Genomic DNA, 24,734 nt, shown 5'->3' with positions numbered 1-24,734 from the left:
AGCTTCTTTTTATAAGATTAAACTAAGTTTAATACAGTTACTTTTTCACGTGTCATAGACTCAAGGCTCTTACGAATACCTTGTGCGCCCATACCTGAACCTTTTACACCGATGAATGGGAAGTGGTCAGGGCCGCGCTCTGTGCGTCCGTTAATTTGTACAGAACCAGTTTCGATTTTGTTAGCAATTGCAAATGCTTTGTTAATGTCTTTAGTGAAGACACTTGCTTGCAGACCGAACTCTGATTTGTTAGCAATTTCAATTGCTTGTTCATCTGAAGAAACACGGATGATTGGAAGGATTGGGCCGAATGGCTCTTCCCAAGCAACTTTCATCTCTTCTGTTACGTGATCGATTAATGTTGGGTAAATTAAGTTACGCTCACGTTTGTTACCGATAACGATTGTAGCACCTTTTTCTACAGCGTCGTCAACTAAACCTTGAACGAAGTCAGCAGACTTGTCGTCGATTAATGGAACGATTGTGCTGTCTTGTTCTGGAGATCCAACTGATAGTTCAGCTACTTGCGCTTTTAATAAGCTAACAAGCTCGTCCGCTACGTTTTCGTGTACAAGTACACGTTTAATAGCTGTACAACGTTGACCAGAGTAAGAGAATGCACCGCTTACGATATGGTTTGCAGCATCTTGTAAGTCAGCATCTTCACGAACGATACCAGGATCTTTACCACCAAGTTCTAATACAAGTGGAATCATTGAAGCTTTTTTCGCTAAATGTTTACCTGTGTTTGTACCGCCTGTGAACGATACCATATTGATGCCTTCGTGCTCTACTAAGTAGTCACCAATTACAGAACCGCGTCCTGTAGCTACGTTTACAAGACCTTTTGGAAGGCCAGCTTTATGAAGTGCTTCAACCATTTTAATACCACTAATTGCACCTTGAGTTGCTGGTTTGAAAATAACAGCGTTACCCATAATTAATGCTGGTGCAAGTTTTGCAGCAGATAAGTTTACTGGGTAGTTAAATGGTGCGATTGCTAATACAACACCAAGTGGTGCGCGTTGGATAATCGCAAGCTTAGATTTTGTACCGCCCGGGAAGCTATCGCCCATCATGCTTTCTCCGTGCATATGTAAAGCTTCTTCGATCGTGTAACGAATGAAGTCAGCTGTACGAACAACTTCTTTCTTCGCATCTTTATATCCTTTACCGACTTCTTTCATAATGATATCGGCAATTTCATCCTGCATATTTACGAGCTCATCAGCCCATTTATATAAGTATTTTGCGCGATCCTGTAGGGAAGCTTCGGCCCATGATTTTTGAGCTTCTTTTGCAGATGCAATTGCTTCATCTACTTCTCCGCGAGTAATTGCTTGTACTTGTCCAATTACTTCGTGTAAGTATGGAGATGGAATTTCGATTGTTTCTCCTGAAGAGCTTTCTCTCCATTCTCCGTTTAAATAAAATTTGTACGTATTGCTAGTTGTCATGATTAGTCCTCCTAAAATAGCAACTTGTAAGAGTGAGTATAAGGTGATTGTAGGGGGTTTGATAACATTTTTCAAATGAAATGTTTGTGAAAACGATTTCTTATTCTTTTTTTATTTTGTATGCCCTTTCTTACAGAACATTCCCTTATTTCAAAATGGTGTATCATATATTTTTATTTAAAGTGTGAAAAAATAATTGACAGAATACTCAATAAAGTTGTAAGATTATAAATGGAAAATAAATGAAAGGGGTGTGCGTAATGATTGTAATCGTAAATGTAATGGGCTTAGCTCTGTTAAATGGCAGAAAACATTCATATCATTACGCAACCCGTACGGATATATAGGGCATCTTTGTCTTATAAGAAGCGTACGTTGCGTATATCGTAACGTACGCTTTTATGCATTCCTGTGCATATCGTCAAGCGGCGGTATGCTTTTTTTTGTTTATTTTCCCTTGTTTAGTTCCGATAAAAAACTTTGGAAGGTGGAAAAATGTGATGAGATTGTATGGGTTACGAAATGTAAATGTGATAGGTCTGGATAGTGGATAAAGAAATGAGAGGTAAACGAGAACGAGAAGGGAGAGGTTACATTGTTATCAGTATTACTAAAGCTAAAATGGTTTTTTAGGGAGCACTGGAAGAGATATAGTATTGCCATTGGAGCTCTTTTAATTGTGAATATAGTTGAAGTGATTCCCCCGAAAGTGTTAGGGGTTACGATAGATAATATAAAAACAGGAACGTTATCGAACGAAGCTATTATACAGTCTATTCTTATTTTAATAGGGGTTACGATCGTTGGATATGGCCTCACTTTCGTATGGCAACATCAATTGTTTGGCGGTGCATTCGTACTTGAGAAAACGATGCGCTCTAAATTTATGGGGCATTTACTTAAGATGACGCCGACTTTTTATCAAAAAAATCGTACTGGTGATTTAATGGCGAGAGCGACAAATGATTTGAAAGCAATCGCTATGACAGCTGGTTTTGGTATATTAACGCTTGTGGATTCTAGTTTATATATGCTTACGATTGTCTTTATGATGGGGTTTACAATTAGTTGGGAGCTTACATTTGCAGCGCTTATTCCGCTTCCAATTATGGCGTATGCGATGAATATATATGGAAAGAAATTGCATGAAAGATTTACCGTTGCGCAAGATGCGTTTGGTGATATGAACGATAAAGTGCTTGAATCAATCGCTGGTGTGCGTGTTATTCGTGCATATGTACAAGAGAATGCAGACGAGGAAAGATTTCATCATTTAGGAGATGACGTCTACGAAAAAAATATGAAGGTAGCAAAGATTGATGCATTATTCCAACCAACTGTGAAAATGCTTGTCGGTCTTAGTTATTTAATCGGCTTAGTGTACGGTGCATACCTTGTGTTCCAGTCAAAGGTGACGCTTGGTGAACTCGTTTCTTTTAACGTGTATTTAGGGATGATGATTTGGCCGATGTTTGCAATTGGGGAACTAATTAATGTTATGCAAAGAGGAAATGCTTCGCTTGACCGTGTGAATGAAACGTTAGCGTATGAGCCAGATGTAAAGAATCCGAAACATCCAAAGCTTGTGCAAGAGCCGGATTATATTCAGTTTGATGATGTGTCTTTCTCATATCCTTCATCAACTGAAGAAAATTTAAAAAAGGTTTCTTTCACATTAAAGCAAGGAGAAACGCTAGGGGTTGTCGGAAAAACAGGAAGCGGGAAAACGACGCTTGTACGTCAGCTTCTTCGCCAATATCCGCTTGGAGATGGAGATATTGCAGTTTCTGATGTGACATTAGATAAAATGACGAATGAAAATGTACTCGGCTGGATTGGTTATGTACCGCAGGAGCATATTTTGTTCTCAAAAACAGCGCGAGAAAATATTTTATTCGGAAATAGGGAAGCGACTGAAGAAGAACTAGAGAAAGCAATTGAAATTGCTGCGTTTAAAAAGGATTTAGAGTTTTTACCAGAAGGGTTAGAAACGCTCGTTGGAGAGAAAGGTGTTTCTTTATCAGGAGGGCAAAAACAAAGGATCTCGATTGCACGAGCTGTTATTCAAAATCCAGAAATTTTAATTTTGGATGATTCTTTATCAGCTGTAGATGCTCGTACGGAAGCAGCGATCATTGAAAATATAAGAACGGAAAGAAGTGGAAAGACGACGATTATTACGACGCATCGTTTATCTGCAGTGCAACATGCGGATTGGATTCTCGTTATGGATGAAGGCGCAGTTATAGAAGAAGGTACGCATGCTCAGCTTATCCAGAGCGGAGGCTGGTATGCTGAACAGTTTGAAAGACAACAAGGTGAAAGTGAAAGTGCGGATAGTGGGGTGAAAATATGAGCGTTTCAAAACGATTGTTTCAATACGCGATGAAAGTGAAAGGGACGATTTTTGCTGCGATGTTAATGTTATTTATTTTCGTCATCGCAGAGCTTGCTGGTCCTTTCGTTGCTAAAACGATGATTGATGATCATATCGTCGGGATAGAGAAACCTTGGTATGAAACAGAACAGAGTGAAGAAGCTGTTTCGTATAATGGCGCTTTTTATAAGCGAAGTGATCGCTTTGAACAAGGCGAGACAAAAGGTAAAGAAGTACGTGTGATGCAAGTCGGTTTTCAATATTATTTTGTACCGAATAAAGTAAATGCGGAAGGGTCACGGACTGTAAAAGGGGATATGATTACCGTTCAAAATGGTAAGGCGGTGCAAGTTTATAAAGCGAAAGCATTAACAAAGGAAGAAGTATTTGCATTTTATAAGCCAGAAATAAACCGTCTATTATTACTTGGTGGTGGCTATTTCACTTTATTAGTAGTCGTGTCATTATTTGCATACGGAAAGCAGTTCTTCTTGCAAAAGGCAGCGAACAAAATTATTCAAATTATGAGGGAAGATGTTTTTTCTCATATTCAAACGTTGCCAATTCGGTACTTTGATCATTTACCGGCGGGGAAAATTGTTTCGCGTGTGACGAATGATACAGAGGCCATTCGTGATTTATATGTAACGGTGCTGGCAACATTCGTTTCTAGTATCATCTATATTATTGGGATATTCGCTGCGTTATTTTTATTAGATGTGAAGCTCGCTTCATTATGTTTATTAATTATCCCAATTTTAATTGTTTGGGCGATTCTTTATAGAAAATACGCGTCTGTATACAATCATAAAATGCGCTCTCGTTTATCTGATATTAACGGAACAGTGAATGAATCCATTCAAGGGATGCCAATTATTCAAGCGTTCCGTCAAGAGCGTGAAACGAAAAAAGAATTTGAAGAATTAAATGGCGATTATTTTAAGTATCAAAATAAAATTTTAAATTTAAATGCAGCAACTTCGCATAACTTAGTAGCCGTATTAAGAAATATCGCTTTCACAGGAGTAATTTGGTATTTCGGCGGTGCGTCATTAAGTGCTACAGGTATTATTTCACTTGGGGTACTGTATGCGTTCGTCGATTATTTAACACGATTATTCTCGCCAATTACGAATATGGTGAACCAGCTTGCAAACTTAGAGCAAGCGCGCGTTGCATCAGAACGTGTCTTTGAATTGTTAGAGGAAAAAGGGGAACCGGTAGAAGAAGAACGTATGCCTCGTTTAAAAGGAAATGTAAAATTTGATAATGTATCATTTTCTTATAATGGAAAAGATGAAGTGTTAAAAAATATTTCTTTTGAAGCGAAACAAGGCGAGACAGTGGCACTTGTCGGTCATACTGGATCAGGAAAAAGTTCTATCATGAATGTACTCTTTCAATTTTATGAGTTTGAAAAAGGAAAGCTTACGATTGATGGTCACGATGTAAAAGAGATGCCGAAACAAGCAACCCGTGAACATATGGGAATCGTACTGCAAGACCCGTTTCTTTTTAGTGGGACGGTCGCTTCCAATGTAAGCTTAGAAAATGAAAAAATTTCAAAAGAGCGCATTGTAAAGGCGTTACGTGATGTTGGTGCTGAAAGATTTGCGAACAATATAAATGAAGAAATTACAGAAAAGGGAAGTACGCTTTCCACTGGAGAACGTCAGCTTATTTCGTTTGCTAGGGCGCTCGCTTTTGATCCGGCTATTTTAATTTTAGATGAAGCAACGTCTAGTATTGATACAGAAACAGAGGCGATGATTCAACAAGCACTAGAAGTTGTAAAAAAAGGAAGAACGACATTTATTATCGCTCACCGCCTTTCAACGATTAAAAGTGCAGATCAAATTATTGTGCTCGATAGAGGAACCATTTTAGAAAAAGGCTCTCATGATGAACTCATGAAAAAGCGCGGGCGTTATTACGATATGTATAAAACGCAAATGGAAGGCAATCAGAGTGCTTAATATGCATGGAGGAGAACTTGTGATTTTCACAAGTTCTTTTTTATTGATGAACATGTCGACTCTTTAGCGAATTACGACAGTTAAATAAGAAGTATTGTTTTACCTTTTTCTCCATAAATGCTATATTAAAAAATGTTACTTATTTTTTGTATGTAGCGTTATTTTTCCCTTTTGTTTGATTATGAAGAAAAAGGATAAACTAAATAAGAACATTTTCATTGAAAAATTGTTCAAGATTGCATACAATCAATATAGTTTTTAAATTCCTATCAGAATACTTGGAGGATTACTATCATGAAGAAATTATTTTCAGTGCTTGCAGTAACTACATTAGCGATCGGGATTGTAGCCGGCTGCGGTAAAGAAGAGAAAAAAGATACAGCTAGTCAAGACGCGTTACAAAAGATTAAACAAAGCGGTGAACTTGTAATTGGTACAGAAGGTACATATCCACCATTTACGTTCCACGATTCAAGCAATAAATTAACTGGATTCGATGTTGAATTAGCAGAAGAAGTTGCAAAACGTTTAGGTGTAAAACCTGTATTTAAAGAAACACAATGGGATAGCTTACTTGCTGGCCTAGATGCAAAACGTTTCGATATGGTTGCAAACGAAGTTGGTATTCGTGAAGATCGTCAAAAGAAATACGATTTCTCTAAACCATATATTTCATCTTCAGCGGCATTAGTTATCGCAAAAGATAAAGATAAGCCTGCTACATTTGCTGATGTAAAAGGGTTAAAAGGAGCACAATCTTTAACGAGTAACTATGCAGATATTGCTAAGAAAAACGGTGCAGAAATCGAAGGTGTAGAAGGATTTAGCCAAGCGGCAGAATTATTAGCTTCAGGACGCGTTGATTTTACAATTAATGATAAGTTATCAGTATTAAATTATTTAGAAACGAAAAAAGATGCAAAAATTAAAATTGTAGATACAGAAAAAGAAGCTTCACAAAGTGGATTCTTATTCCGTAAAGGTAGCGATAAGCTTGTACAAGAAGTAGATAAAGCGTTAGAAGATATGAAAAAAGACGGTACGTATGACAAAATAACGAAAAAATGGTTCGGTGAAAATGTATCTAAGTAGTGCATTAGTTTCAGATCGATTGTCTACTTGGATAGATATTATGCAGTCTTCCTTCATGCCTATGCTGAAGGAAGCTGTTTTTACAACAATTCCATTAACGCTTATTACATTTATTATCGGTCTTATACTTGCGACGTTAACAGCGCTCGCACGTATTTCAGGTAGTCGTATTTTACAATGGATTGCTCGTATCTATGTATCTATCATTCGCGGAACGCCACTTCTTGTACAGTTATTTATTATTTTCTATGGTCTTCCAACTCTTAATATTGAAGTTGAGCCATATACAGCAGCAGTTGTTGGATTTTCATTAAATGTCGGTGCATATGCATCTGAAATTATTCGTGCTTCTATCCTTTCCATTCCGAAAGGGCAGTGGGAAGCAGCTTATACAATTGGGATGACATATCCACAAGCATTAAAACGTGTTATTTTACCACAAGCAACGCGCGTATCAATCCCGCCGCTTTCGAATACATTTATTAGCTTAGTGAAGGATACTTCATTAGCATCGTTAATTTTAGTAACAGAAATGTTCCGAAAAGCGCAGGAAATTGCGGCGATGAACTACGAGTTTTTAATTGTTTATTTTGAAGCAGGTCTTATTTATTGGGTTATTTGTTTCTTATTATCAATCGTACAACAGATGTTAGAAAAGCGTTCAGAACGCTACACATTAAAATAATCCTTTTACAAAAGGAGTTTTTGTTTTTATGATTTCAATTCAGCACTTACAAAAAAGTTTCGGAGATAATACCGTACTAAAGCATATAGATTTAACAGTTGAGAAGGGCGAGGTTGTTGTTATTATTGGGCCGTCTGGATCTGGTAAAACGACATTCTTACGTTGTCTCAATGTATTAGAAACGCCAAACGCTGGTAATATTCGTATCGGTAATAAAGAGCTTAACTTCTCTCAAAAAGTAACGAAGAAAGATATTGTTAATCTTCGTACGCAAACAGGTATGGTATTCCAGCACCATAATTTATTCCCGCATTTAACAGCACTTCAAAATGTAATGGAAGGGCTCGTTACAGTGAAAAAGATGGGGAAAGAAGAAGCGAAGAAAAAAGCAAACTATTTCCTTGAAAAAGTTGGTTTAGCAGATAAAGTGGATTTGTATCCGTTCCAATTATCAGGCGGACAACAACAGCGCGTTGGAATTGCGCGCGCACTTGCGATGGAGCCGGAAGTGTTACTATTTGATGAGCCGACGTCAGCGCTTGATCCTGAACTCGTTCAAGAAGTTCTGAAAGTAATGAAAGAACTTGCTAAAGAGGGCATGACGATGGTTATTGTAACGCACGAAATGCGTTTTGCACATCAAATTGCGAACCGTGTTATTTTCATGGATGGTGGTGTCGTTGTCGAACAAGGTACACCAGAAGAAGTATTTACAAATCCAAAAGAAGAGCGCACGAAGAAGTTTTTACAAATGTTGCAATAAATTAAGGAAGGTCTCAAGGCATATGCCTTGAGACCTTTTTGCCATATATATTTATTTGTGGAATCCGCCAAGGCTTTGCTCAGCCATTGCAACTAGACGTTTTGTGATTTCTCCACCAACTGAACCGTTAGCGCGAGCCGTAGAATCTGCTCCTAATTGTACACCAAATTCTTGAGCGATTTCGTACTTCATTTGATCGATTGCAGCTGTTGCACCTGGTACTACTAATTGATTTGAAGAATTTTGGTTTGCCATAGGAATATATCCTCCTTAGAGTTATAAAAGTTTTTTTGGTTGGACTAGCTGGAGTTGAACCAGATTATCGCCCCGGTTGGCGCTAATCCATCGGTAATTAAGTTTGTACTCATAGTATGGATGTTACCTAGAAAGATATACAAAATAATAATTTGTAAATTTTGTCAAAAAAACGTATTGATTTCGTAAATTATGAAATAAGAGTAATCGTTGTATTTTTAAGAAAACAGGCCAAACTAAGGAGGATATTAAATATAATTTTTTCATTGTAGCCTGCTACTTGTAGGCTAATTATTAGCTTCTTATTTATGATTTATTGAAATAAAAATGAAATCGGTAGCAACTTCATAGTTCTATTTTTAAGTAGGGATGGAGTGGGCGCTCCTATGTCTGGATAGGTTGCTCTCTTCACTCTAAAAAAGAGAGGCTTATAAACGATAACGTATGGAGGAATCATGATGGGAATTTGCCCGCTTTGCAACGCATTAGAATCACAAACATATTCTTGTCAAAATTGCCAAAGTATACTCCAAGATTATGGGAAGTCTGTAGATTACATAGACGATTATAGTGCCTATATGGATCAAGAATTATTAAGTGCAGTAGATGGTTTAACGCATAATAATTCAAATGAATATTGCAATCATATTTTTTATTGCAGAGTATGTAACGTGGAAACTGAGGTTGTAGTAAAACTTGTGTAAATAGAAAACTTCCACCTTATTATCTAGGTGGAAGTTTTTGTTTTTGTATTTGTGAGTGAATCATAGGAGAAGGGATATGTTCGGTGTTTGATGAAGCCCCTGATTTTATTTGAGACATTTTTTCTTTTGTATCACGTAAAGAATGTTCAGTTAAGTAGACGGCATATTCGTAAAATAACTGGCGCGTCAGTTCACTTTGCTCTTTTAATTTTTTATCTTGGAATACAGTTCGCCCAGGTTTAGAGTTGGCTTCAAAGAGCCACGGATTTTCCTTTGTGTCTAAACCGATATCAAAACCGATTTCTCCAATATTTCCAGTTACTTGTTCATCGAGCGCGTAACTTATTTGTAAGGCAGTATGTTTTAATTTATTTTCAATTTGAACTTGTTTCGTTGAATCTGGAAAAAGCTCTTGTAATAATTTTGTATCACCGCCACTATTTACGTGCGTTGTTAAACTGCCTTTGCCGGCGATTTTGGCGACGATTGCACTAACTATCCAATTACCGAAATGGTTTTTATTTGTATGAATGCGGAAATCAACAGGTTGCCCATCGAAGCGAAGTAACGAAATACCTTGCTGTACGATAAACTTTTTTAAATCATGTCCTTTTAATACATGGTTTAGAAGCGTTTCTAATGATTGATACTTTCTCAGTTTATTTTCTTCATTTTCGCGATAACGACAGTAGTAGCAATTCTCTGTTTGAGAATAAAATATTTGATGAATATTTCTACCAAAGCTCCCGTGTATTGGTTTCATGTACACTGATTTATACGTGCCAAGAAACCGTTCTACTTGTTCAAAATGCTGAAATGCTTCTGTATTTGGTAATAAGGGTTTAATTGATTCGTCTTTCGTAAGAAGTTGATGAACTTCCCATTTATTGAAAAAACCTGGGTTAAACCATGGAATGCAGTAGTCTTGTTCTAATTTTCTTTTTGCCCTGACAATTGGTTTATAATTTTCCGCTTGCCGATTCGGTAAGCGATCGTAAATGACATTTGGTAAAGGGACTTTTTTCTTTATCCATTGTTTCTCTTGAAAGAAATATCCTTCAATCGTTTCTTCTTCCCAGTGTATATGTTGAACGCCAAAGACGAATACGAACGGTCGTAATGAGAATGGTGGTGTTAACAACTCACTCAGAGCAATTGAACGATTTCCTAAAGGGTTAGAAGAATCATCATTAAAGCCAGTTGTAAAAATGCCGATTAATGGTCCGAAAATAATTGTTTGGTTTTGTGTAAATGCATGAATAGTAGTTGATTGAGGCAGTAAAAGTTTTTCGGCAATATGCTTTCCGATAATAATTTCGCGAGTAAAGGAATAATGAATTTTCACCTCTTCACTTGCAATATGACGTATGCCGAAGGAGAGAGATGTAATAGGCGGTGTAATAGAAAAAACGTAAGGTAAAGTAATGCTATTTGGATGGTCATCTGAAATATTTAATGTATATATATGCTCTTTCAAAATAGGTTTACCTCCTTTCATTATGGTGTAAAGCGACTGAATTTAAGTGGTCCGTGAAATATCTTTTCAGCTAATGAATCACTATGACGAATGTATTGTTCGTAAGGAGGAATCGTGTTGACATACATAAGCCAAATTGCGCCTTTTTGATCCATAATTGTGGAAAGTTCTAGTTCGAATAATGAAGAATAAGACTGATCTAGTGTTTGGAATACTTCATTTATAATGTCGTGTAAAGCGTCTTGCAATAGTTGCACACCTGTACTAGATAGTACGTATTTAATTTTTGAAAATGAATGCAATGAATCATCGTCTGTTGCTGAGGGTAAAAGTTGATTAGGAAATGAACTTTTTTGTATAAATTGACCGATAATATTCCAAGTTTGTTCTTTGTTTTTTTGCAAAATGGTTCGAATGTGGAGTGGGTATGTTAATTGATTTGGTGGTTGTAGCATGGTATGCACTATGTAGCGTGATGAACGTATGTTAGATTTACACCAAGATATAAATTCATCTGTCCGCTTGATTGGAAGAGAAGTATGGTATTTTTCATTTACTGTATCGATATGAAACGTTTTATTTTTGTAAGCGACTCGATATAAGTTATCTTTAGAATGTATATTAGTGGGGCGTATAATAATATCTTTAGTTTTTAACAACAGTTTGAAAATGTTTTGTATCGTTGCCACTTCAAATTTGGGTATATAAGGAGACAGTTTTTTATTAGTGAGAAATAAATCATGTAGTTCACTTAAGTTAATAAGTGTGTTATTTAAAAAGGTAGTGGAAGGACGGTTGTGCAAAGAGTGAATAATTGATTTTGCTTTTTCAAAGTCTGTTTCCTCGTGAAAAGAATAACGATCATATATATAAGAAGGAATAGGGAATGTTTGCTCTTTCCATTTTCCTGTATCTGTATCGTAAATAAGACCAGAAACAAGGTCTGTTTTAGAATCAATACAAAATGGCGTAAACTGGGCAACGACATTATGATAAAGCCGAGCGCGTTTAGCGATTTCGGTGTAATACGTTTGCTCATAATGAAGTTTAGAAGTTAAAAGGCCGAGAACCAACGAAATCACTCCTTTACTACTATTTGCATAATAGGCGAAGCTATATATTGCAAATACGTTTTTATACCATTATACTTTTGTCCGTATGATGATATGCTATAGTTTTGGAGAAGTGAAAGGTTGATTGTAATGAATATATGGTTAAATATGTTAACGACGACAGGGCTCGGAGCAATTATTGGGGGATACACGAATCATTTAGCGATAAAAATGTTATTTCGTCCTCATCGTCCTATTTATATCGGAAAGTTTCAAGTTCCATTTACACCAGGGTTAATTCCGAAGCGTCGTGATGAACTTGCTGTTCAATTAGGAAAAATGGTTGTAGAACATTTGTTAACACCAGAAGGAATCGGAAAAAAGCTAACAAATGAAGAGTTTCAAAAAGGTTTAATCCACTGGGCGCAAGTGGAAGTGGATAAAGTAATTACGAATGAACAATCACTGCGATATATGTTAGAAAAATGGAATGTAGCGCATGTAGAAGAAGAAGCGACTCGAAAAATCGAATATGTGATTACAGAAAAAATTCATGCATTTTTAGCAGAGTATTATACATATACATGGGAACAGGCTTTACCTCATTCTGTACATGAAAAGATAGAGAATGCGATTCCGAATGCCTCGGCGTTTATTTTAGAGCGAGGAATTAGCTTTTTTGAAAGTGAAGAAGGGAAAGCGCGTCTTTCAAAAATGATTGATGATTTCTTTGCTTCTCGTGGAACGCTACTTAACTTAGTTGGGATGTTTTTAGGAAATGTAAGTGTTGTGGATCGTGTGCAGCCAGAAGTTATTAAGTTTTTAGGGCAAGATGCTACAAAGCAGCTTTTAACTGACGTACTACAAAAAGAGTGGGAAAAGTTAAAAGGAAGAGATGTAAAAGAATTAGAAGCATTTGTGGAGAAAGAAATGATTGTAAGCTCCGTGCTGTCAGCAGTTAAAGTAGAGGAAACAGTGAGTAAGTTTTTAAATCAATCTGTTCAGCAAGTATGTGAACCAGTTCGAGAAACAATTATTGAAAAAGTGGTTCCAAGTGCAGTAGCGAAAGGCTTAAAGTGGGGAACAGAAAATGTAGAGAGTATACTAAATAATCTACACCTTGCGGAAATTGTCCAGCAAGAAGTGTCTACATTCTCAACAGAAAGATTAGAAGACTTAGTTCTGTCTATTACGAAAAATGAATTGAAAATGATTACGTATTTAGGAGCGTTATTAGGCGGAATGATCGGGCTCGTACAAGGATTGTTACTATTGTTTCTTAGATAATAAGGTGAGTACATAGAAATAAAAGTGAAATTTCTTCACATCTCTTGCATAGTTTGATATGGTAAGAAGAGGTGCGTATGTAAATGCACGTAAAAGGCAGTGCGAGTGAAAAGCGCTAGCCTTCTAAAGGAGGAAAAATAAAATGACAAAGAACATTCATGATGTTGCATATGAATTACAAAAAGCAATCGCTGAAAACGAAGACTTCAAAACTTTAAAAGAGAGCTACGCAGCAGTTCAAGCTGACACAGCTTCAAAGAACTTATTCGATGAGTTCCGTACAATGCAACTTAGCCTACAACAAAAAATGATGCAAGGCCAAGAAATCACTGAAGAAGACAACCAACAAGCACAAGAAGTTGTAGCTCGCATTCAACAAGATGCTAAAATTACAAAACTAATGGAAACTGAGCAACGCCTAAACGTTGTAATCGGTGACGTTAACAAAATTATCATGAAGCCACTTGAAGAATTATATAGCGCGCAACAACAAGCGTAATGAGAGAAGACGCTCCTAGTATAGGGGCGTCTTTTTCAGTGACAATAAAGGTGTTTAATTTTAGTATAAGAAATGTAATAGCCACCTATTAAAATTAACTTGTAGGTGGTTTTAAATTTATTTAAAACTAAATTTAATTGTTGTAGCCTTTAATTTATAAAAATAATAAAGTTGGTTAATTTTTCTTCAACTAATGCCGCTTATTGAAAAAAAGTAGCTTGCTCCATTTACTAAATTTTTATCCTGTTTTACATAGCTTAATCTGCCTCAACATCTTTTTCAACTAAATTTTGAACAAATCTTAATAGATAACCATCAGGATCCATAATTAAAAATTCTTTTTGTCCCTTTAATTTAGTATCAGCTCTATACCAATTCTCTTGAATATCAAATTTAATTGGATACTCGTTCTTTTTCAAACTATCATATAGTGAATCAATATCATTTATGATAATTTGAAAATTGATTCCTCTTCCGTAGGGATAAGATAACTCCCCAGTACTCCAATGACCATTTACTTCTTCAATCATAATCTGGCAGTCATTTAAAGACAGTAAAGCAAACTTATCCTCTGGTCTTTGATATTCAATTTTAAACAGGAGAATTTCCGAATAGAAATTTAAACTTTCCTCCATATCTGAAACTGATAGCTCTGGTATTAATGCATTGAGTTTGTGCAAAAATGCTGCCCCCTTTGCTTAAGTTATTGATTATTATAACACTCACTATAAATTCTTCTTCCATTAAACTACTTCGTTAGCCCTATAAGAAGTAAACAAGTTTATTATCTCTACACACGTCTTTTTTGTTTGTTATTTTTTGAAATACTCCGTTTTAATGTTTTTCTCCTTCAAAAACTCTTCAATTTCTTTTTGCTTCCTACCATTAACTTTCTCAAAGCGCTTTGTAAAAGAGAAATCAGTTTTGAATAAGTTACCATCTTGAGCGAATTTTTCTATTTCCTGATCTAATTCTACTGAAAGTGCTGTAGATGCTGAAATATAATTATGAATTTCCTTCGAAGGCTGTTTGTAATCAGCAGGAATCGTATTGTTACTAATAAAATGATGGAAGTTCGCATCGTTTTGTTGAGCTAAATCTATTAGTTTTTGTAATTTATCCCGGTCGGACTCAGTAACCTTCTCGTCAGACATGGCTGACGAAAGTGGAACGATGTTTTCGTATAACTCTCCGCTATAATCTAAATAAGTTTTTATATTTTGCTTCATTTCGTCTTCATTAATAGTTTCATTTTTCTTTGAGGAACTAAATATATTTTCTGGAACTTTAATAGCAACATCTTTAATAGATTGTACATCGTTTTCTTCCCTAGGTTGTACACTGTTTGAACAAGCTGATAGAAATAAAATTGTAAGTAACGTGAGTAGGTATAAAATATACTTTTTCATATTAATCTCCTTTTACATTGATTAGTATCTTTGTAAAATAGCTAAATTCCATTTTAAATACTTAACTAAAAGTGAGTATATATGTTTTATCATTTGATAAGATATGACGGATATTAGTAAGCCGATGCAAAAAGCTATAAATACATTATAAACATCGGAATAACTGATTTGATGAAACCCTTTAAAGAATCCTAATCCTATTAATAAGATAGGTGAAATAATTAATAATGGTGTAGCAATTATAAGTGCTAGAAGAAGTGGTAATAGAAAGAGTAATACGAAAAAGGCGATAATGATACATATAAAGTTTAAAACACTTAAGCTCATAACAGAAAACAGTGCTGTCATAATATTTTTTAGGCTGCGCCTATTGTCAGCGTTACTTATTACATATGAAATATTAAGTTCTTTAGCGATAGTTTTAGGGTTTCCTAGCTTTTTAGAAATTTCCTCTTCAGATATTCCATCTTGTTTACCACTAATAAAATGAGTTTCGTACTCCGAGATAATATCCTCCTTTTCTAAATTAGGCATATTCCGTAGGGAAGAACTAAGTTGCTCTAAAAATTCACTTTTGTTCATAACAATCACTTTCCTTTATAAAATGATGAATTATGGCTGAAAATCCTATCTTTTTTCTAAACAGCACACACAATCTATATCTACTTTTTGAAAGGAGATATACTAATCGTGAATAACATTCCAAATAATGGGTATTACATTATTTACAAATATATCACTTACTATTGTTCTTTGCAAGGTACTATAAATTTGTTAATAATGTGAATAGGTGGAAGTATTTTTGTACATTTTTAGAAGAGATATAAAAATGTTATTTTAAGATAAACAAAAGGTTGTAAGCGCATTCTTTAAATCTTGTCAAAATAATGTCGAATTCATATTGTTGGAAAAATAATGCATTTGTAATATAATGATAAATGATATTTCACCACATTAATTAACTAGGTGAAATTAAAATCTTTATTACACACATTATGAAATAAAGGGATGATTAGTTTTGAGTACAGGTGTAAAAGCAAACGACGTGAAGACAAAAACAAAGGGAGCAGATCTTGTTGTTGATTGTTTAATTAAACAAGGTGTTACACATGTTTTCGGTATTCCAGGAGCAAAGATTGACTCTGTATTTGATGTATTGCAAGAAAGAGGACCAGAGTTAATTGTTTGTCGTCATGAACAAAATGCAGCATTTATGGCAGCTGCTATTGGTAGATTAACAGGAAAACCGGGCGTATGTCTTGTAACTTCAGGACCAGGGACATCAAATTTAGCGACAGGTCTTGTTACTGCGAATGCGGAGAGTGATCCCGTTGTTGCTTTAGCTGGTGCAGTTCCGCGTACGGATCGATTAAAACGTACACATCAATCTATGGATAATGCTGCACTATTCGAACCAATCACAAAATATAGCGTAGAAGTAGAGCATCCTGATAATGTGCCAGAAGCATTATCAAATGCATTCCGAAGTGCGACTTCCACAAATCCGGGAGCTACTTTAGTAAGTCTTCCGCAAGACGTTATGACTGCGGAAACAACTGTAGAGTCTATCGGTGCGCTTTCTAAGCCACAACTTGGAATCGCTCCCACAAATGATATTACATATGTAGTAGACAAAATAAAATCAGCGAAATTACCAGTTATTTTACTCGGTATGAGAGCGAGCACAAATGAAGTGACGAAAGCTGTTCGTAAATTAATTGCGGATACAGAACTTCCTGTCGTTGAAACATATCAAGCAGCTGGTGCGATTTCACGTGAGTTAGAAGATCATTTCTTCGGCCGCGTTGGATTATTCCGTAACCAACCAGGTGATATTTTACTAGAAGAAGCAGACCTTGTGATTTCTATCGGTTATGATCCAATCGAGTATGATCCAAAGTTTTGGAATAAACTTGGCGACAGAACGATTATTCATCTTGACGACCATCAAGCAGATATCGACCATGATTACCAACCAGAGCGTGAATTAATTGGTGATATTGCCTTAACGGTAAATAGCATCGCGGAGAAATTACCGAAACTTGTATTAAGTACGAAATCAGAAGCGGTATTAGAACGATTACGCGCAAAATTATCAGAACAAGCAGAAGTTCCAAATCGTCCTTCAGAAGGTGTTACGCATCCACTTCAAGTGATTCGTACACTTCGTTCTTTAATTAGTGACGATACAACCGTTACATGTGACATCGGTTCCCATTCTATTTGGATGGCGAGATGTTTCCGTTCTTATGAACCACGTAGATTATTATTTAGTAACGGCATGCAAACGCTAGGTGTTGCACTTCCTTGGGCAATCGCAGCTACTTTAGTAGAACCAGGTAAAAAAGTAGTTTCCGTATCAGGTGACGGTGGTTTCTTATTCTCTGCGATGGAGTTAGAAACGGCGGTACGTTTAAATTCTCCAATCGTCCATCTTGTTTGGAGAGACGGCACATATGATATGGTTGCATTCCAACAAATGATGAAATACGGCAGAACATCAGCTACAGAGTTTGGCGATGTTGATCTTGTGAAATATGCGGAAAGTTTCGGGGCGTTAGGTCTTCGTGTTAACACGCCTGATGAATTAGAAGGTGTGTTAAAATCCGCGCTAGCAGCAGATGGTCCTGTCATTATTGATATTCCAATTGACTATCGTGACAACATTAAATTAAGCGAAAAATTATTACCAAACCAATTAAACTAATGGAGGCAGATTTGAGATGACTGTTGCGCAATTAATTGATATTGATGCGAAAAAAACGAAAACGAGTAATGAAGTATATCAAACATCTACAATGCTTGCGCTATTAGATGGTATATATGATGGTGTAATTAGCTTTGAAGATTTGAAAAAACATGGTGATTTCGGCATCGGCACATTTGATCAATTAGATGGTGAAATGATTGCATTTGATAATGAATTTTATCATTTACGTTCAGACGGTTCAGCAGAAAAAGTAGAGCCAGAAGAAACAACGCCATTTGCGACTGTAACGTTTTTTGAAAAAGAAATGAGTTATACGGTAGAGCGTCCGATGAATCGTGAAGAAGTTGAAGCGTTATTACATGAATTAATGCCAAGTAAAAACTTGTTTTACGGTATTCGAATGGACGGTACGTTCCGTGAAGTAAGGACGAGAACTGTTCCAAGACAAGAAAAACCGTATACACCGCTCGTTGAAGTGACGAAATCACAACCAATCTTTTCATTTGAAAATACAGAAGGTACGCTTGCTGGATTTTGGACACCAGATTACGCACAAGGTATTGGGGTAGCTGGATTCCACTTACATTACATTGATGATGAAAGAAGCGGGGGCGGACATGTTTTCGACTATGTTATAGAAAACTGTACGATCCAAATTTGTCAAAAAGCTCATATGCATTTAGCACTTCCAGAAACAGCTGATTTTATGGCGGCTGAATTATCAAGAGAAAATTTAGAGGATAATATTGCAACTGCGGAAGGTGCAGAGTAAGAGGGAAAGACTGTTCCATTTTGGAACAGTCTTCTTTTATTCGTAATGTTATTATTTGTCGATAAATCGATATTTCTTGTCGAACCGTTGATATATTGTAAGTTACGATAGATATATTCGAAAAATCGTTGATATATTGTAAGTTACGATAGATATATTCGAAAAATCGTTGATATATTGTAAGTTACGATAGATATATTTGAAAAATCGTTGATATCGCTTATTTCTTTGAAACAAACGGATGCCCCTCATAATAAAAACGCCACGGATAATGTACAGCTTCTTCTGCATAGTCGATATTAATACGAGGTCCTGCTGTTATTTTATATTGTGATGATATGTGTTCTTCTTTTGGAACTAATTCAATATGTAACGTATCATTTTGTAACGATACGCCGCGTTCTTTTAAAGTAATTCCGAGTGCACGGCATAGTTTGCCAGGACCGTTTGTTAAGTTTTTATATTGCGCTTTTGTAATTTCGGTCTTATTGTAGCGCGCTAGTTTTATTTCTGCTATTCCATCTACTGGCTCAAGGGCTCGAATGAGAACACCTTGCGGGGTGCCCACTGGCGCTGTAATAACGTTAAAGCAATGATACATACCGTAAATTAAATATACGTAAGCATGCCCTGGTGCACCAAACATAACTTCTGTGCGATCTGTCCGTCTGCCTCCGTAACTATGTGCGGCCTTATCATCTGGGCCTTTATATGCTTCTACTTCTACAATGATTCCGCTTCGCTTTATTCCGTCTACAATATGAACAAGTTTTTGCCCGAGTAATTTTTTTGCGACTTCTAACGTATCGCCTTCATAAAAAGAAGGAGGTGCCTGCATTGTACTATCTCCTTTGCTAAGTGTATATGTATATAGTAAACCAAATTTTCAGTAGTAATTCTAACTCGTTCTATTTGCTACATTTATTTCATAAATTATGGATAGAGTACAACAGCGAAGAGGGGGAGTGCGACATGATTTATCGCTTACTAGCTCTTAATATAGATGGGACACTACTATACAACAATGGAAAAATTGCAAAAGGATTAAGAGAAACAATTGAATTTGTGAAAAGAAAAGATGTATACGTTACGTTATTTACGAGTCGTAATTTTCAATCCGCTCATAAAGTAGCAAAGGCGTTAAAATTAGATTCTATATTAGTGACACATGGTGGTGCTTTCGTTTCAGCAACGTTAGATAAGCCGTACGTTCAAAGAAGATTATCTGAAGAGAAGACTTTTAATATTGTGCAAGTGTTAGAGCACTTTGATTGTAACGTACGCATTTCTCATGAACGGTTTTCGATAGGAAATCGTGAGAGAAATACACCAAACTTAATTGCGCGCACTGTATTATCAAGCGCAGATCCGTTATTTTATCCAGTTCAATTTGTAGATTCGTTAGGTGACGCGCTTCGTGACCATCCGGTAGCAGCGCCAAAAATTGATGTTATTTTCCAAAGTAAAGGTGAAAAAGAAAGAGGACTGAACACATTAAGAAAAGCGTTCCAAGATGTAGAGTATGTTGAATGTGATTCAAAACGAATAGAAATTTTACCGCAAAATGTATCAAAATTACGTGGACTACAATTGCTTGGAGAGCATTTAAATATTTCGCTAAATGAAATGGTTGCGATTGGAGATAGTATGGAAGATTTAGAGGTTATTGAAAACGTGGGACTTGGGGTAGCGATGGGGAACTCGCCTGTAGAATTAAAGCAAGCAGCAGATTGGATTACACGTTCAAATAGCGAAAACGGTGTAGAGTATATGATTAAAGAGCATTTCCGTAAGCAATTCCCGCTTCCGTTTTTGAAGAATCATAAAAATACACCGAAACGATGAAAGAAAAACGTAGCTTTTTGGCTACGTTTTTTTGTTGAGCTTATTAAAAGGAATAGAAACGTTTTAAATTGTGAATTGTGTATGGGATTCATACAATTCACTTGAATCCTTCAGAAAACTAATGTAAAGTGGATGATGTTGTCAAAATAGTTACACCACATGAAATATTCTTCAGATTAATTTTATTGGGCTCCCATACGTAAAAGTATTTCCGCATGACAGTTTAGTTCACGTATTATTTCAAAAATGAATTGTAGTAATTTTATTAAGTAGTTGTAGCGTTCCTTTGTTGTATTTAAATGGATTATTTTAAGTTAATGTGAGTAAGACCTGGTACATATGAAATGTACTTCTTTTTGTGGTTTTAGGAAGTTTAAAAGGGGGAATGAATTTCTTGAGGAAATCATTTAATCAAAAAATTAAAAAGTTAAGTAGTAGTTTAATAGTTGTATTACTAATATGTATGAATTTTTTAATCCATTTACCATTTAAAGCAGAGGCAGCTACAACAGAATTAAAAGGTTTAGGTGATGTATCTTATTACAACGCCATCATTTTTGGAGATCATAGTGCAACGAGTGCGGATATTGAAGGTGCGATGGCTGTTCAGAAAAATATGAACGCATCAAGTTATACAGTCGTAGCGGCTGCAACTGGAGCAAATAACTTAGCTGGAGCAACTTGGGTAGATGAAGGATATCCATCATTATTACTAGGCGGTCAATTTACGAAAGCTGGAGCAGGACAGGTAATTATTCAAGATGGAACAGTGGCGATGACAAAAGACGGTGACCCAGATGGCGCAATGAAAACATCGTATGACCGTATCTCTTATAAAGAGCAAGCGGAGATTGATGCTAAGTTTAAAGAATTTAGAAAAGACGTTGATGGTGTAATTGGGGATGCAAGTAAACTACACACTGATAAGCCAAAACCTAATATGAGCTTTGGAATCGGTGAAGATGCAAACAACCCTAATATTTATGTCTCTTCAGGTCAGACGGGAAAGAAAGCATTCGATGTAAAAGACGTTTTTCTTCCGAATGTAGAGAATAAAGATTTTATTGTTATTTATTCAGATGCAGAAGAAGTGAGTTTTGGTGGCGGTGCAATTTTGTATGATACAAGAAATACTGGGATGGCGACGGATTTAATTAATACATCTCAAGCATATGACCCTAATTCATCTTTTACTGAGTTAGCTAGTAAGGTAATTTGGGTATTTCCTAATGCTACAAAGATAACAACTAAAGGTTATGGTGTAGTAGGTAGTGTGTTTGCACCTAATGCAGTTGTAGAAACAAAAGGTGGTTCTATTAATGGACAAGCCTATGTTGGAGGATTACACCAAAGAGATGGTTTTGAGGTTCATAACTTTAAATTTAACTGGCCAAAATGGAATAAACCAGCAGCTGAAAAAGGACATTTACAAATTAAAAAAGTTGATGAAAACGATGAAAACATTGTTTTAAAAGACGCAAAATTTGATGTTATAGACAAAGATAATAACGTTGTGGCTACTGTTACAACAAACGAAAAGGGTATTGCGGAAGTTAAAGATTTACCACTTGGTGACTATTTTGTAAAAGAAATAAATGCACCAGAAGGATATATAAAAGTTGATACACCAGTCAAAGTAACAATTGATAATACAAACGTAATTGAACTTGTTATGAAGAATACGAAAAAAGTAGAGAATGGCCAATTTAAATTATTGAAAAAAGATAGTGAATCTGGTCAACTTCTGCCAGGTGCAAAATTTGATGTTATCGATAAAGATGGTAATGTTGTGGAAACAATTGTTACAGGTGATAAAGGCGAAGCCTTATCGAAACAACTTCCAGTTGGAAGCTATACATTAAAAGAAGTAGAAGCACCGAAAGGATATGAATTATCATCTAGTTCAGTTTCTGTTGATGTAAAGGCTAATAAAGTAGTGACTGTAGATGTGGTGAATAAAAAGATCCCCGAAAAAGTAACAGGTCAATTCGAAATTGTGAAAGTAGATGCGGAAGATAAAACGAAAGTATTATCAGACGCAGAATTCGAAGTGTATAAAGACAGCAAGAAAGTAGATACGTTACGAACAGATAAAACTGGTAAAGTAATTTCTCAGAAATTAGAACCAGGAACATACACATTAAAAGAAACGAAAGCACCACAAGGATATAAATTGCTAAAAGAAGAAATTGAAGTCGTTGTGGAAGCAAACAAAGTAGTAGAAGTACAAGTAGAAAACGCAAAAGAACTAGGAAGCTTACAAGTAATCAAAAAGGATTCGGAGAGTGGAAAAGTTCTAGCAGGTGCAGAATTTAAACTGAAAAATGAAGCTGGTCAAGTAGTTGGAGAAGCGAAAACAACGAATAAAGACGGTGTTGTGAAATTCGAAAGCTTAGTGCCAGGAAAGTACACGTTAGAGGAAACGAAAGCGCCGGAAGGTTATAAAGCGCTAGAAGTGACAGTAGAAGTGAACGTTGTAGCGAACGAAGTAGTAAAACAAGAAGTCATGAATGAAAAAGTAATGGGTCAATTCGAAATCGTGAAAGTAGATGCGAATGATAAAACGAAATTGTTATCAGGTGCAGAATTCGAAGTGTATAAAGATGGTAAAAAGGTAGCGGAACTGAAAACAGATGAGAGTGGAAAAGTGATGTCACCGAAATTACCGCTAGGTGAATACACAGTGAAAGAAACGAAAGCACCAGCGGGCTACAAACTTTCAAATAAAGAATGGAAAGTAACAATTCAAAATGAGAAAGAAGTAGTAAAAGTAGAGGCAGAAAACGAAAAAATCTTAGGTTCTCTACAAATTATTAAAATGGATGATAAAGATCAAACGAAACGCTTAGTAGGCGCAGAATTTACATTGAAAGATGCGAAAGGAAATGTTGTAAAAGAAGGAATTACAACAGATAAGTCTGGAACGGTTAAAGTAGACGGACTTGTGCCAGGTGAATATATGTTAGAAGAAACAAAAGCACCAGAAGGTTATGAGTTAACAAAACAAATAATTCATGTAACAGTTGACGGTGAAAAAGTTATTGATGTAAAAGTAACGAACGGTAAGAGCCTTGGTCAATTCGAAATTGTAAAAGTAGATGCGAATGATAAAACGAAATTGTTATCAGGTGCAGAATTCGAAGTGTATAAAGATGGTAAGAAAGTAGATACATTACGAACAGATAAAACTGGTAAAGTAATTTCTCAGAAATTAGAACCAGGAAAGTACACATTAAAAGAAATGAAAGCACCACAAGGATATAAACTACTAAAAGAAGAAATTGAAGTCGTTGTGGAAGCAAATAAAGTAGTAGAAGTACAAATAGAAAACGCAAAAGAACTAGGAAGCTTACAAGTAATCAAAAAGGATGCAGAGAGTGGAAAAGTTTTAGAAGGTGCGGAATTTAAATTAAAGAACGAAGCTGGTCAAGTAGTTGGAGAAGCGAAAACAACGAGTAAAGACGGTGTTGTGAAATTCGAAAGCTTAGTGCCAGGAAAGTATACGTTAGAAGAAACGAAAGCACCAGAAGGTTATAGAGCGTTAGAAGTAACAGTAGAAGTAAATGTTGTAGCAAATGAAGTAGTAAAACAAGAAGTTATGAATGAAAAAGTGAAAGAAGAAATTACAGGTCAATTAGAAATTACAAAGGTAGACGCTAATAATACAAATAAAATATTAGCAGGCGCAGTGTTTGAAATTTGGAAAGACGAAACAAAAATTGACACATTAACAACAAATAAGAGCGGTAAAGCAATTTCTCAGAAGTTAGAACCAGGAGATTATATTTTAAAAGAAATCCAAGCGCCAGAAGGATATACTTTATCCGATAAGGAAATGAAATTTACGATTTCTAATGAAAAAATTGAATTTGTAAAACTTCAAATTACAAATAAAAAAGATACAGAAAAAGGTCCGGAAAAACCAGGTGAAGGAACAGAAAAACCAGGTGAAGGAACAGAAAAACCAGGTGAAGGAACAGAAAAACCAGGTGAAGGAACAGAAAAGCCAGGTGAAGGAACAGAAAAACCAGGTGAAGGAACAGAAAAGCCAGGTGAAGGAACAGAAAAACCAGGTGAAGGAACAGAGAAGCCAGGTGAGGGAACAGAAAAACCAGGTGAAGGAACAGAGAAGCCAGGTGAGGGAGTAGAAAAACCTAATTTACCAGAAAAAGGACAAGGTTCTTCTAATAATCAACAACTTCCAGCTACAGGACACAATACGAATTACGTTCCATTCATCGGTTTTATGCTTCTGTTACTAGGAATACGTTTAAGATTCATGGCTAAAAATAGTTAACGGATGTATAAAAGGCATCAGAGATATATAATCTCTGATGCCTTTTAAGTGAATACAGATAAAATGAAAATATCTAT

At 35.9% G+C, this 24,734-nt stretch carries 20 protein-coding genes; 12 read left to right on the top strand and 8 right to left on the bottom strand.

Annotated features, from left to right (window positions below):
* Positions 1 to 17: 17 nt before the first annotated feature.
* The gene (gene gapN, locus HMAS_RS19815; RefSeq protein WP_000213634.1) at positions 18 to 1,457 is read right to left on the bottom strand and encodes an NADP-dependent glyceraldehyde-3-phosphate dehydrogenase; all 1,440 of its coding nucleotides are present in this window, start codon (positions 1,455 to 1,457) and stop codon (positions 18 to 20) included.
* A 595-nt stretch (positions 1,458 to 2,052) separates the two neighbouring features.
* Between gapN and HMAS_RS19800 the strand changes: the two genes are divergently transcribed.
* The 5 genes from HMAS_RS19800 (at position 2,053) to HMAS_RS19775 (ending at position 8,350) form a co-directional block, all read left to right on the top strand.
* Positions 2,053 to 3,813 carry an ABC transporter ATP-binding protein gene (locus tag HMAS_RS19800; protein WP_000953782.1) on the top strand — a complete coding sequence of 587 codons (1,761 nt, stop codon included), beginning with the start codon at positions 2,053 to 2,055 and terminating at the stop codon, positions 3,811 to 3,813.
* Positions 3,810 to 5,810: an ABC transporter ATP-binding protein gene (locus HMAS_RS19795; protein ID WP_025709954.1), complete on the top strand. Its 2,001-nt coding sequence runs from the start codon at positions 3,810 to 3,812 to the stop codon at positions 5,808 to 5,810. Before HMAS_RS19800 ends, HMAS_RS19795 begins: the two co-directional genes overlap by 4 nt.
* A 294-nt stretch (positions 5,811 to 6,104) precedes the next feature.
* Positions 6,105 to 6,902 carry an amino acid ABC transporter substrate-binding protein gene (locus HMAS_RS19785; protein WP_000732840.1) on the top strand — a complete coding sequence of 266 codons (798 nt, stop codon included), beginning with the start codon at positions 6,105 to 6,107 and terminating at the stop codon, positions 6,900 to 6,902.
* Positions 6,889 to 7,587 carry an amino acid ABC transporter permease gene (locus HMAS_RS19780; RefSeq protein WP_000281497.1) on the top strand — a complete coding sequence of 233 codons (699 nt, stop codon included), beginning with the start codon at positions 6,889 to 6,891 and terminating at the stop codon, positions 7,585 to 7,587. Before HMAS_RS19785 ends, HMAS_RS19780 begins: the two co-directional genes overlap by 14 nt.
* A gap of 28 nt (positions 7,588 to 7,615) precedes the next feature.
* Complete coding sequence (locus HMAS_RS19775; protein ID WP_000623610.1) at positions 7,616 to 8,350, top strand: amino acid ABC transporter ATP-binding protein; 735 nt, start codon at positions 7,616 to 7,618, stop codon at positions 8,348 to 8,350.
* 51 nt (positions 8,351 to 8,401) lie between these two features.
* Here the strand turns inward: HMAS_RS19775 and sasP are convergent, their stop codons facing one another.
* A complete protein-coding gene (gene sasP / locus HMAS_RS19770) occupies positions 8,402 to 8,605 on the bottom strand; it encodes a small acid-soluble spore protein, SasP family (RefSeq protein WP_000013338.1) in 204 nt (67 codons plus the stop codon).
* Between the two features lie 458 nt (positions 8,606 to 9,063).
* On the opposite strand from sasP, the gene HMAS_RS19765 reads away from it, so the two are divergent.
* Entirely contained in the window at positions 9,064 to 9,309 is a 246-nt protein-coding gene (locus HMAS_RS19765) for a hypothetical protein (protein ID WP_000510476.1), read from the top strand.
* Between the two features lie 19 nt (positions 9,310 to 9,328).
* Here the strand turns inward: HMAS_RS19765 and HMAS_RS19760 are convergent, their stop codons facing one another.
* On the bottom strand, positions 9,329 to 10,786 hold the full coding sequence (locus tag HMAS_RS19760) for a YheC/YheD family protein (RefSeq protein WP_000658062.1): 1,458 nt from the start codon (positions 10,784 to 10,786) through the stop codon (positions 9,329 to 9,331).
* Between the two features lie 20 nt (positions 10,787 to 10,806).
* Positions 10,807 to 11,859, bottom strand: coding sequence for a YheC/YheD family protein (locus HMAS_RS19755; RefSeq protein WP_000242827.1), 1,053 nt, complete (start codon positions 11,857 to 11,859; stop codon positions 10,807 to 10,809).
* A 129-nt stretch (positions 11,860 to 11,988) separates the two neighbouring features.
* On the opposite strand from HMAS_RS19755, the gene HMAS_RS19750 reads away from it, so the two are divergent.
* A complete protein-coding gene (locus tag HMAS_RS19750; RefSeq protein WP_025709955.1) occupies positions 11,989 to 13,125 on the top strand; it encodes a DUF445 domain-containing protein in 1,137 nt (378 codons plus the stop codon).
* Positions 13,126 to 13,267: 142 nt separating this feature from the next.
* Positions 13,268 to 13,624 (top strand): YlbF/YmcA family competence regulator, encoded by a 357-nt coding sequence (locus HMAS_RS19745; RefSeq protein ID WP_000164614.1) that lies wholly within the window; start codon positions 13,268 to 13,270, stop codon positions 13,622 to 13,624.
* Positions 13,625 to 13,881: 257 nt separating this feature from the next.
* Here the strand turns inward: HMAS_RS19745 and HMAS_RS19740 are convergent, their stop codons facing one another.
* The 3 genes from HMAS_RS19740 to HMAS_RS19730 form a co-directional block, all read right to left on the bottom strand.
* A complete protein-coding gene (locus tag HMAS_RS19740) occupies positions 13,882 to 14,304 on the bottom strand; it encodes a bleomycin resistance protein (RefSeq protein ID WP_000549334.1) in 423 nt (140 codons plus the stop codon).
* 132 nt (positions 14,305 to 14,436) lie between these two features.
* Positions 14,437 to 15,033 (bottom strand): NDxxF motif lipoprotein, encoded by a 597-nt coding sequence (locus HMAS_RS19735; RefSeq protein ID WP_025709957.1) that lies wholly within the window; start codon positions 15,031 to 15,033, stop codon positions 14,437 to 14,439.
* Positions 15,034 to 15,054: 21 nt separating this feature from the next.
* A complete protein-coding gene (locus HMAS_RS19730; RefSeq protein ID WP_025709958.1) occupies positions 15,055 to 15,615 on the bottom strand; it encodes an HAAS signaling domain-containing protein in 561 nt (186 codons plus the stop codon).
* 436 nt (positions 15,616 to 16,051) lie between these two features.
* On the opposite strand from HMAS_RS19730, the gene alsS reads away from it, so the two are divergent.
* Positions 16,052 to 17,740 carry an acetolactate synthase AlsS gene (alsS, locus tag HMAS_RS19725; protein ID WP_025709959.1) on the top strand — a complete coding sequence of 563 codons (1,689 nt, stop codon included), beginning with the start codon at positions 16,052 to 16,054 and terminating at the stop codon, positions 17,738 to 17,740.
* A gap of 16 nt (positions 17,741 to 17,756) precedes the next feature.
* Positions 17,757 to 18,515: an alpha-acetolactate decarboxylase gene (gene alsD, locus HMAS_RS19720; RefSeq protein WP_000215024.1), complete on the top strand. Its 759-nt coding sequence runs from the start codon at positions 17,757 to 17,759 to the stop codon at positions 18,513 to 18,515.
* 220 nt (positions 18,516 to 18,735) lie between these two features.
* Here alsD and HMAS_RS19710 read toward each other — a convergent pair whose 3' ends face one another.
* On the bottom strand, positions 18,736 to 19,353 hold the full coding sequence (locus HMAS_RS19710) for a DNA-3-methyladenine glycosylase (RefSeq protein ID WP_001148783.1): 618 nt from the start codon (positions 19,351 to 19,353) through the stop codon (positions 18,736 to 18,738).
* Between the two features lie 134 nt (positions 19,354 to 19,487).
* Between HMAS_RS19710 and HMAS_RS19705 the strand changes: the two genes are divergently transcribed.
* Together HMAS_RS19705 and HMAS_RS19700 are read left to right on the top strand one after the other, a co-directional pair.
* A complete protein-coding gene (locus HMAS_RS19705) occupies positions 19,488 to 20,360 on the top strand; it encodes a Cof-type HAD-IIB family hydrolase (protein ID WP_000640415.1) in 873 nt (290 codons plus the stop codon).
* A gap of 394 nt (positions 20,361 to 20,754) precedes the next feature.
* On the top strand, positions 20,755 to 24,657 hold the full coding sequence (locus HMAS_RS19700) for a SpaA isopeptide-forming pilin-related protein (protein ID WP_116344983.1): 3,903 nt from the start codon (positions 20,755 to 20,757) through the stop codon (positions 24,655 to 24,657).
* Positions 24,658 to 24,734 lie beyond the last annotated feature (77 nt).

Source organism: Bacillus sp. HMA207, from assembly GCF_003402455.1.
Lineage (GTDB): Bacteria > Bacillota > Bacilli > Bacillales > Bacillaceae_G > Bacillus_A > Bacillus_A cereus.
Note: the sequence above shows the minus strand (reverse complement) of the source record. Positions and strands in the feature narration are given on the sequence as shown.

What these genes read in the sequence shown, in the direction of transcription:
- HMAS_RS19730 (WP_025709958.1), bottom strand. Translation starts at nt 15,615, where the DNA reads ATGAACAAAAGTGAATTTTTAGAGCAACTTAGTTCTTCCCTACGGAAT.
- HMAS_RS19780 (WP_000281497.1), top strand. Translation starts at nt 6,889, where the DNA reads ATGTATCTAAGTAGTGCATTAGTTTCAGATCGATTGTCTACTTGGATA.
- HMAS_RS19735 (WP_025709957.1), bottom strand. Translation starts at nt 15,033, where the DNA reads ATGAAAAAGTATATTTTATACCTACTCACGTTACTTACAATTTTATTT.
- HMAS_RS19705 (WP_000640415.1), top strand. Translation starts at nt 19,488, where the DNA reads ATGATTTATCGCTTACTAGCTCTTAATATAGATGGGACACTACTATAC.
- HMAS_RS19795 (WP_025709954.1), top strand. Translation starts at nt 3,810, where the DNA reads ATGAGCGTTTCAAAACGATTGTTTCAATACGCGATGAAAGTGAAAGGG.
- sasP (WP_000013338.1), bottom strand. Translation starts at nt 8,605, where the DNA reads ATGGCAAACCAAAATTCTTCAAATCAATTAGTAGTACCAGGTGCAACA.
- HMAS_RS19750 (WP_025709955.1), top strand. Translation starts at nt 11,989, where the DNA reads ATGAATATATGGTTAAATATGTTAACGACGACAGGGCTCGGAGCAATT.
- HMAS_RS19775 (WP_000623610.1), top strand. Translation starts at nt 7,616, where the DNA reads ATGATTTCAATTCAGCACTTACAAAAAAGTTTCGGAGATAATACCGTA.
- alsD (WP_000215024.1), top strand. Translation starts at nt 17,757, where the DNA reads ATGACTGTTGCGCAATTAATTGATATTGATGCGAAAAAAACGAAAACG.
- HMAS_RS19745 (WP_000164614.1), top strand. Translation starts at nt 13,268, where the DNA reads ATGACAAAGAACATTCATGATGTTGCATATGAATTACAAAAAGCAATC.
- HMAS_RS19785 (WP_000732840.1), top strand. Translation starts at nt 6,105, where the DNA reads ATGAAGAAATTATTTTCAGTGCTTGCAGTAACTACATTAGCGATCGGG.
- HMAS_RS19765 (WP_000510476.1), top strand. Translation starts at nt 9,064, where the DNA reads ATGGGAATTTGCCCGCTTTGCAACGCATTAGAATCACAAACATATTCT.
- HMAS_RS19710 (WP_001148783.1), bottom strand. Translation starts at nt 19,353, where the DNA reads ATGCAGGCACCTCCTTCTTTTTATGAAGGCGATACGTTAGAAGTCGCA.
- gapN (WP_000213634.1), bottom strand. Translation starts at nt 1,457, where the DNA reads ATGACAACTAGCAATACGTACAAATTTTATTTAAACGGAGAATGGAGA.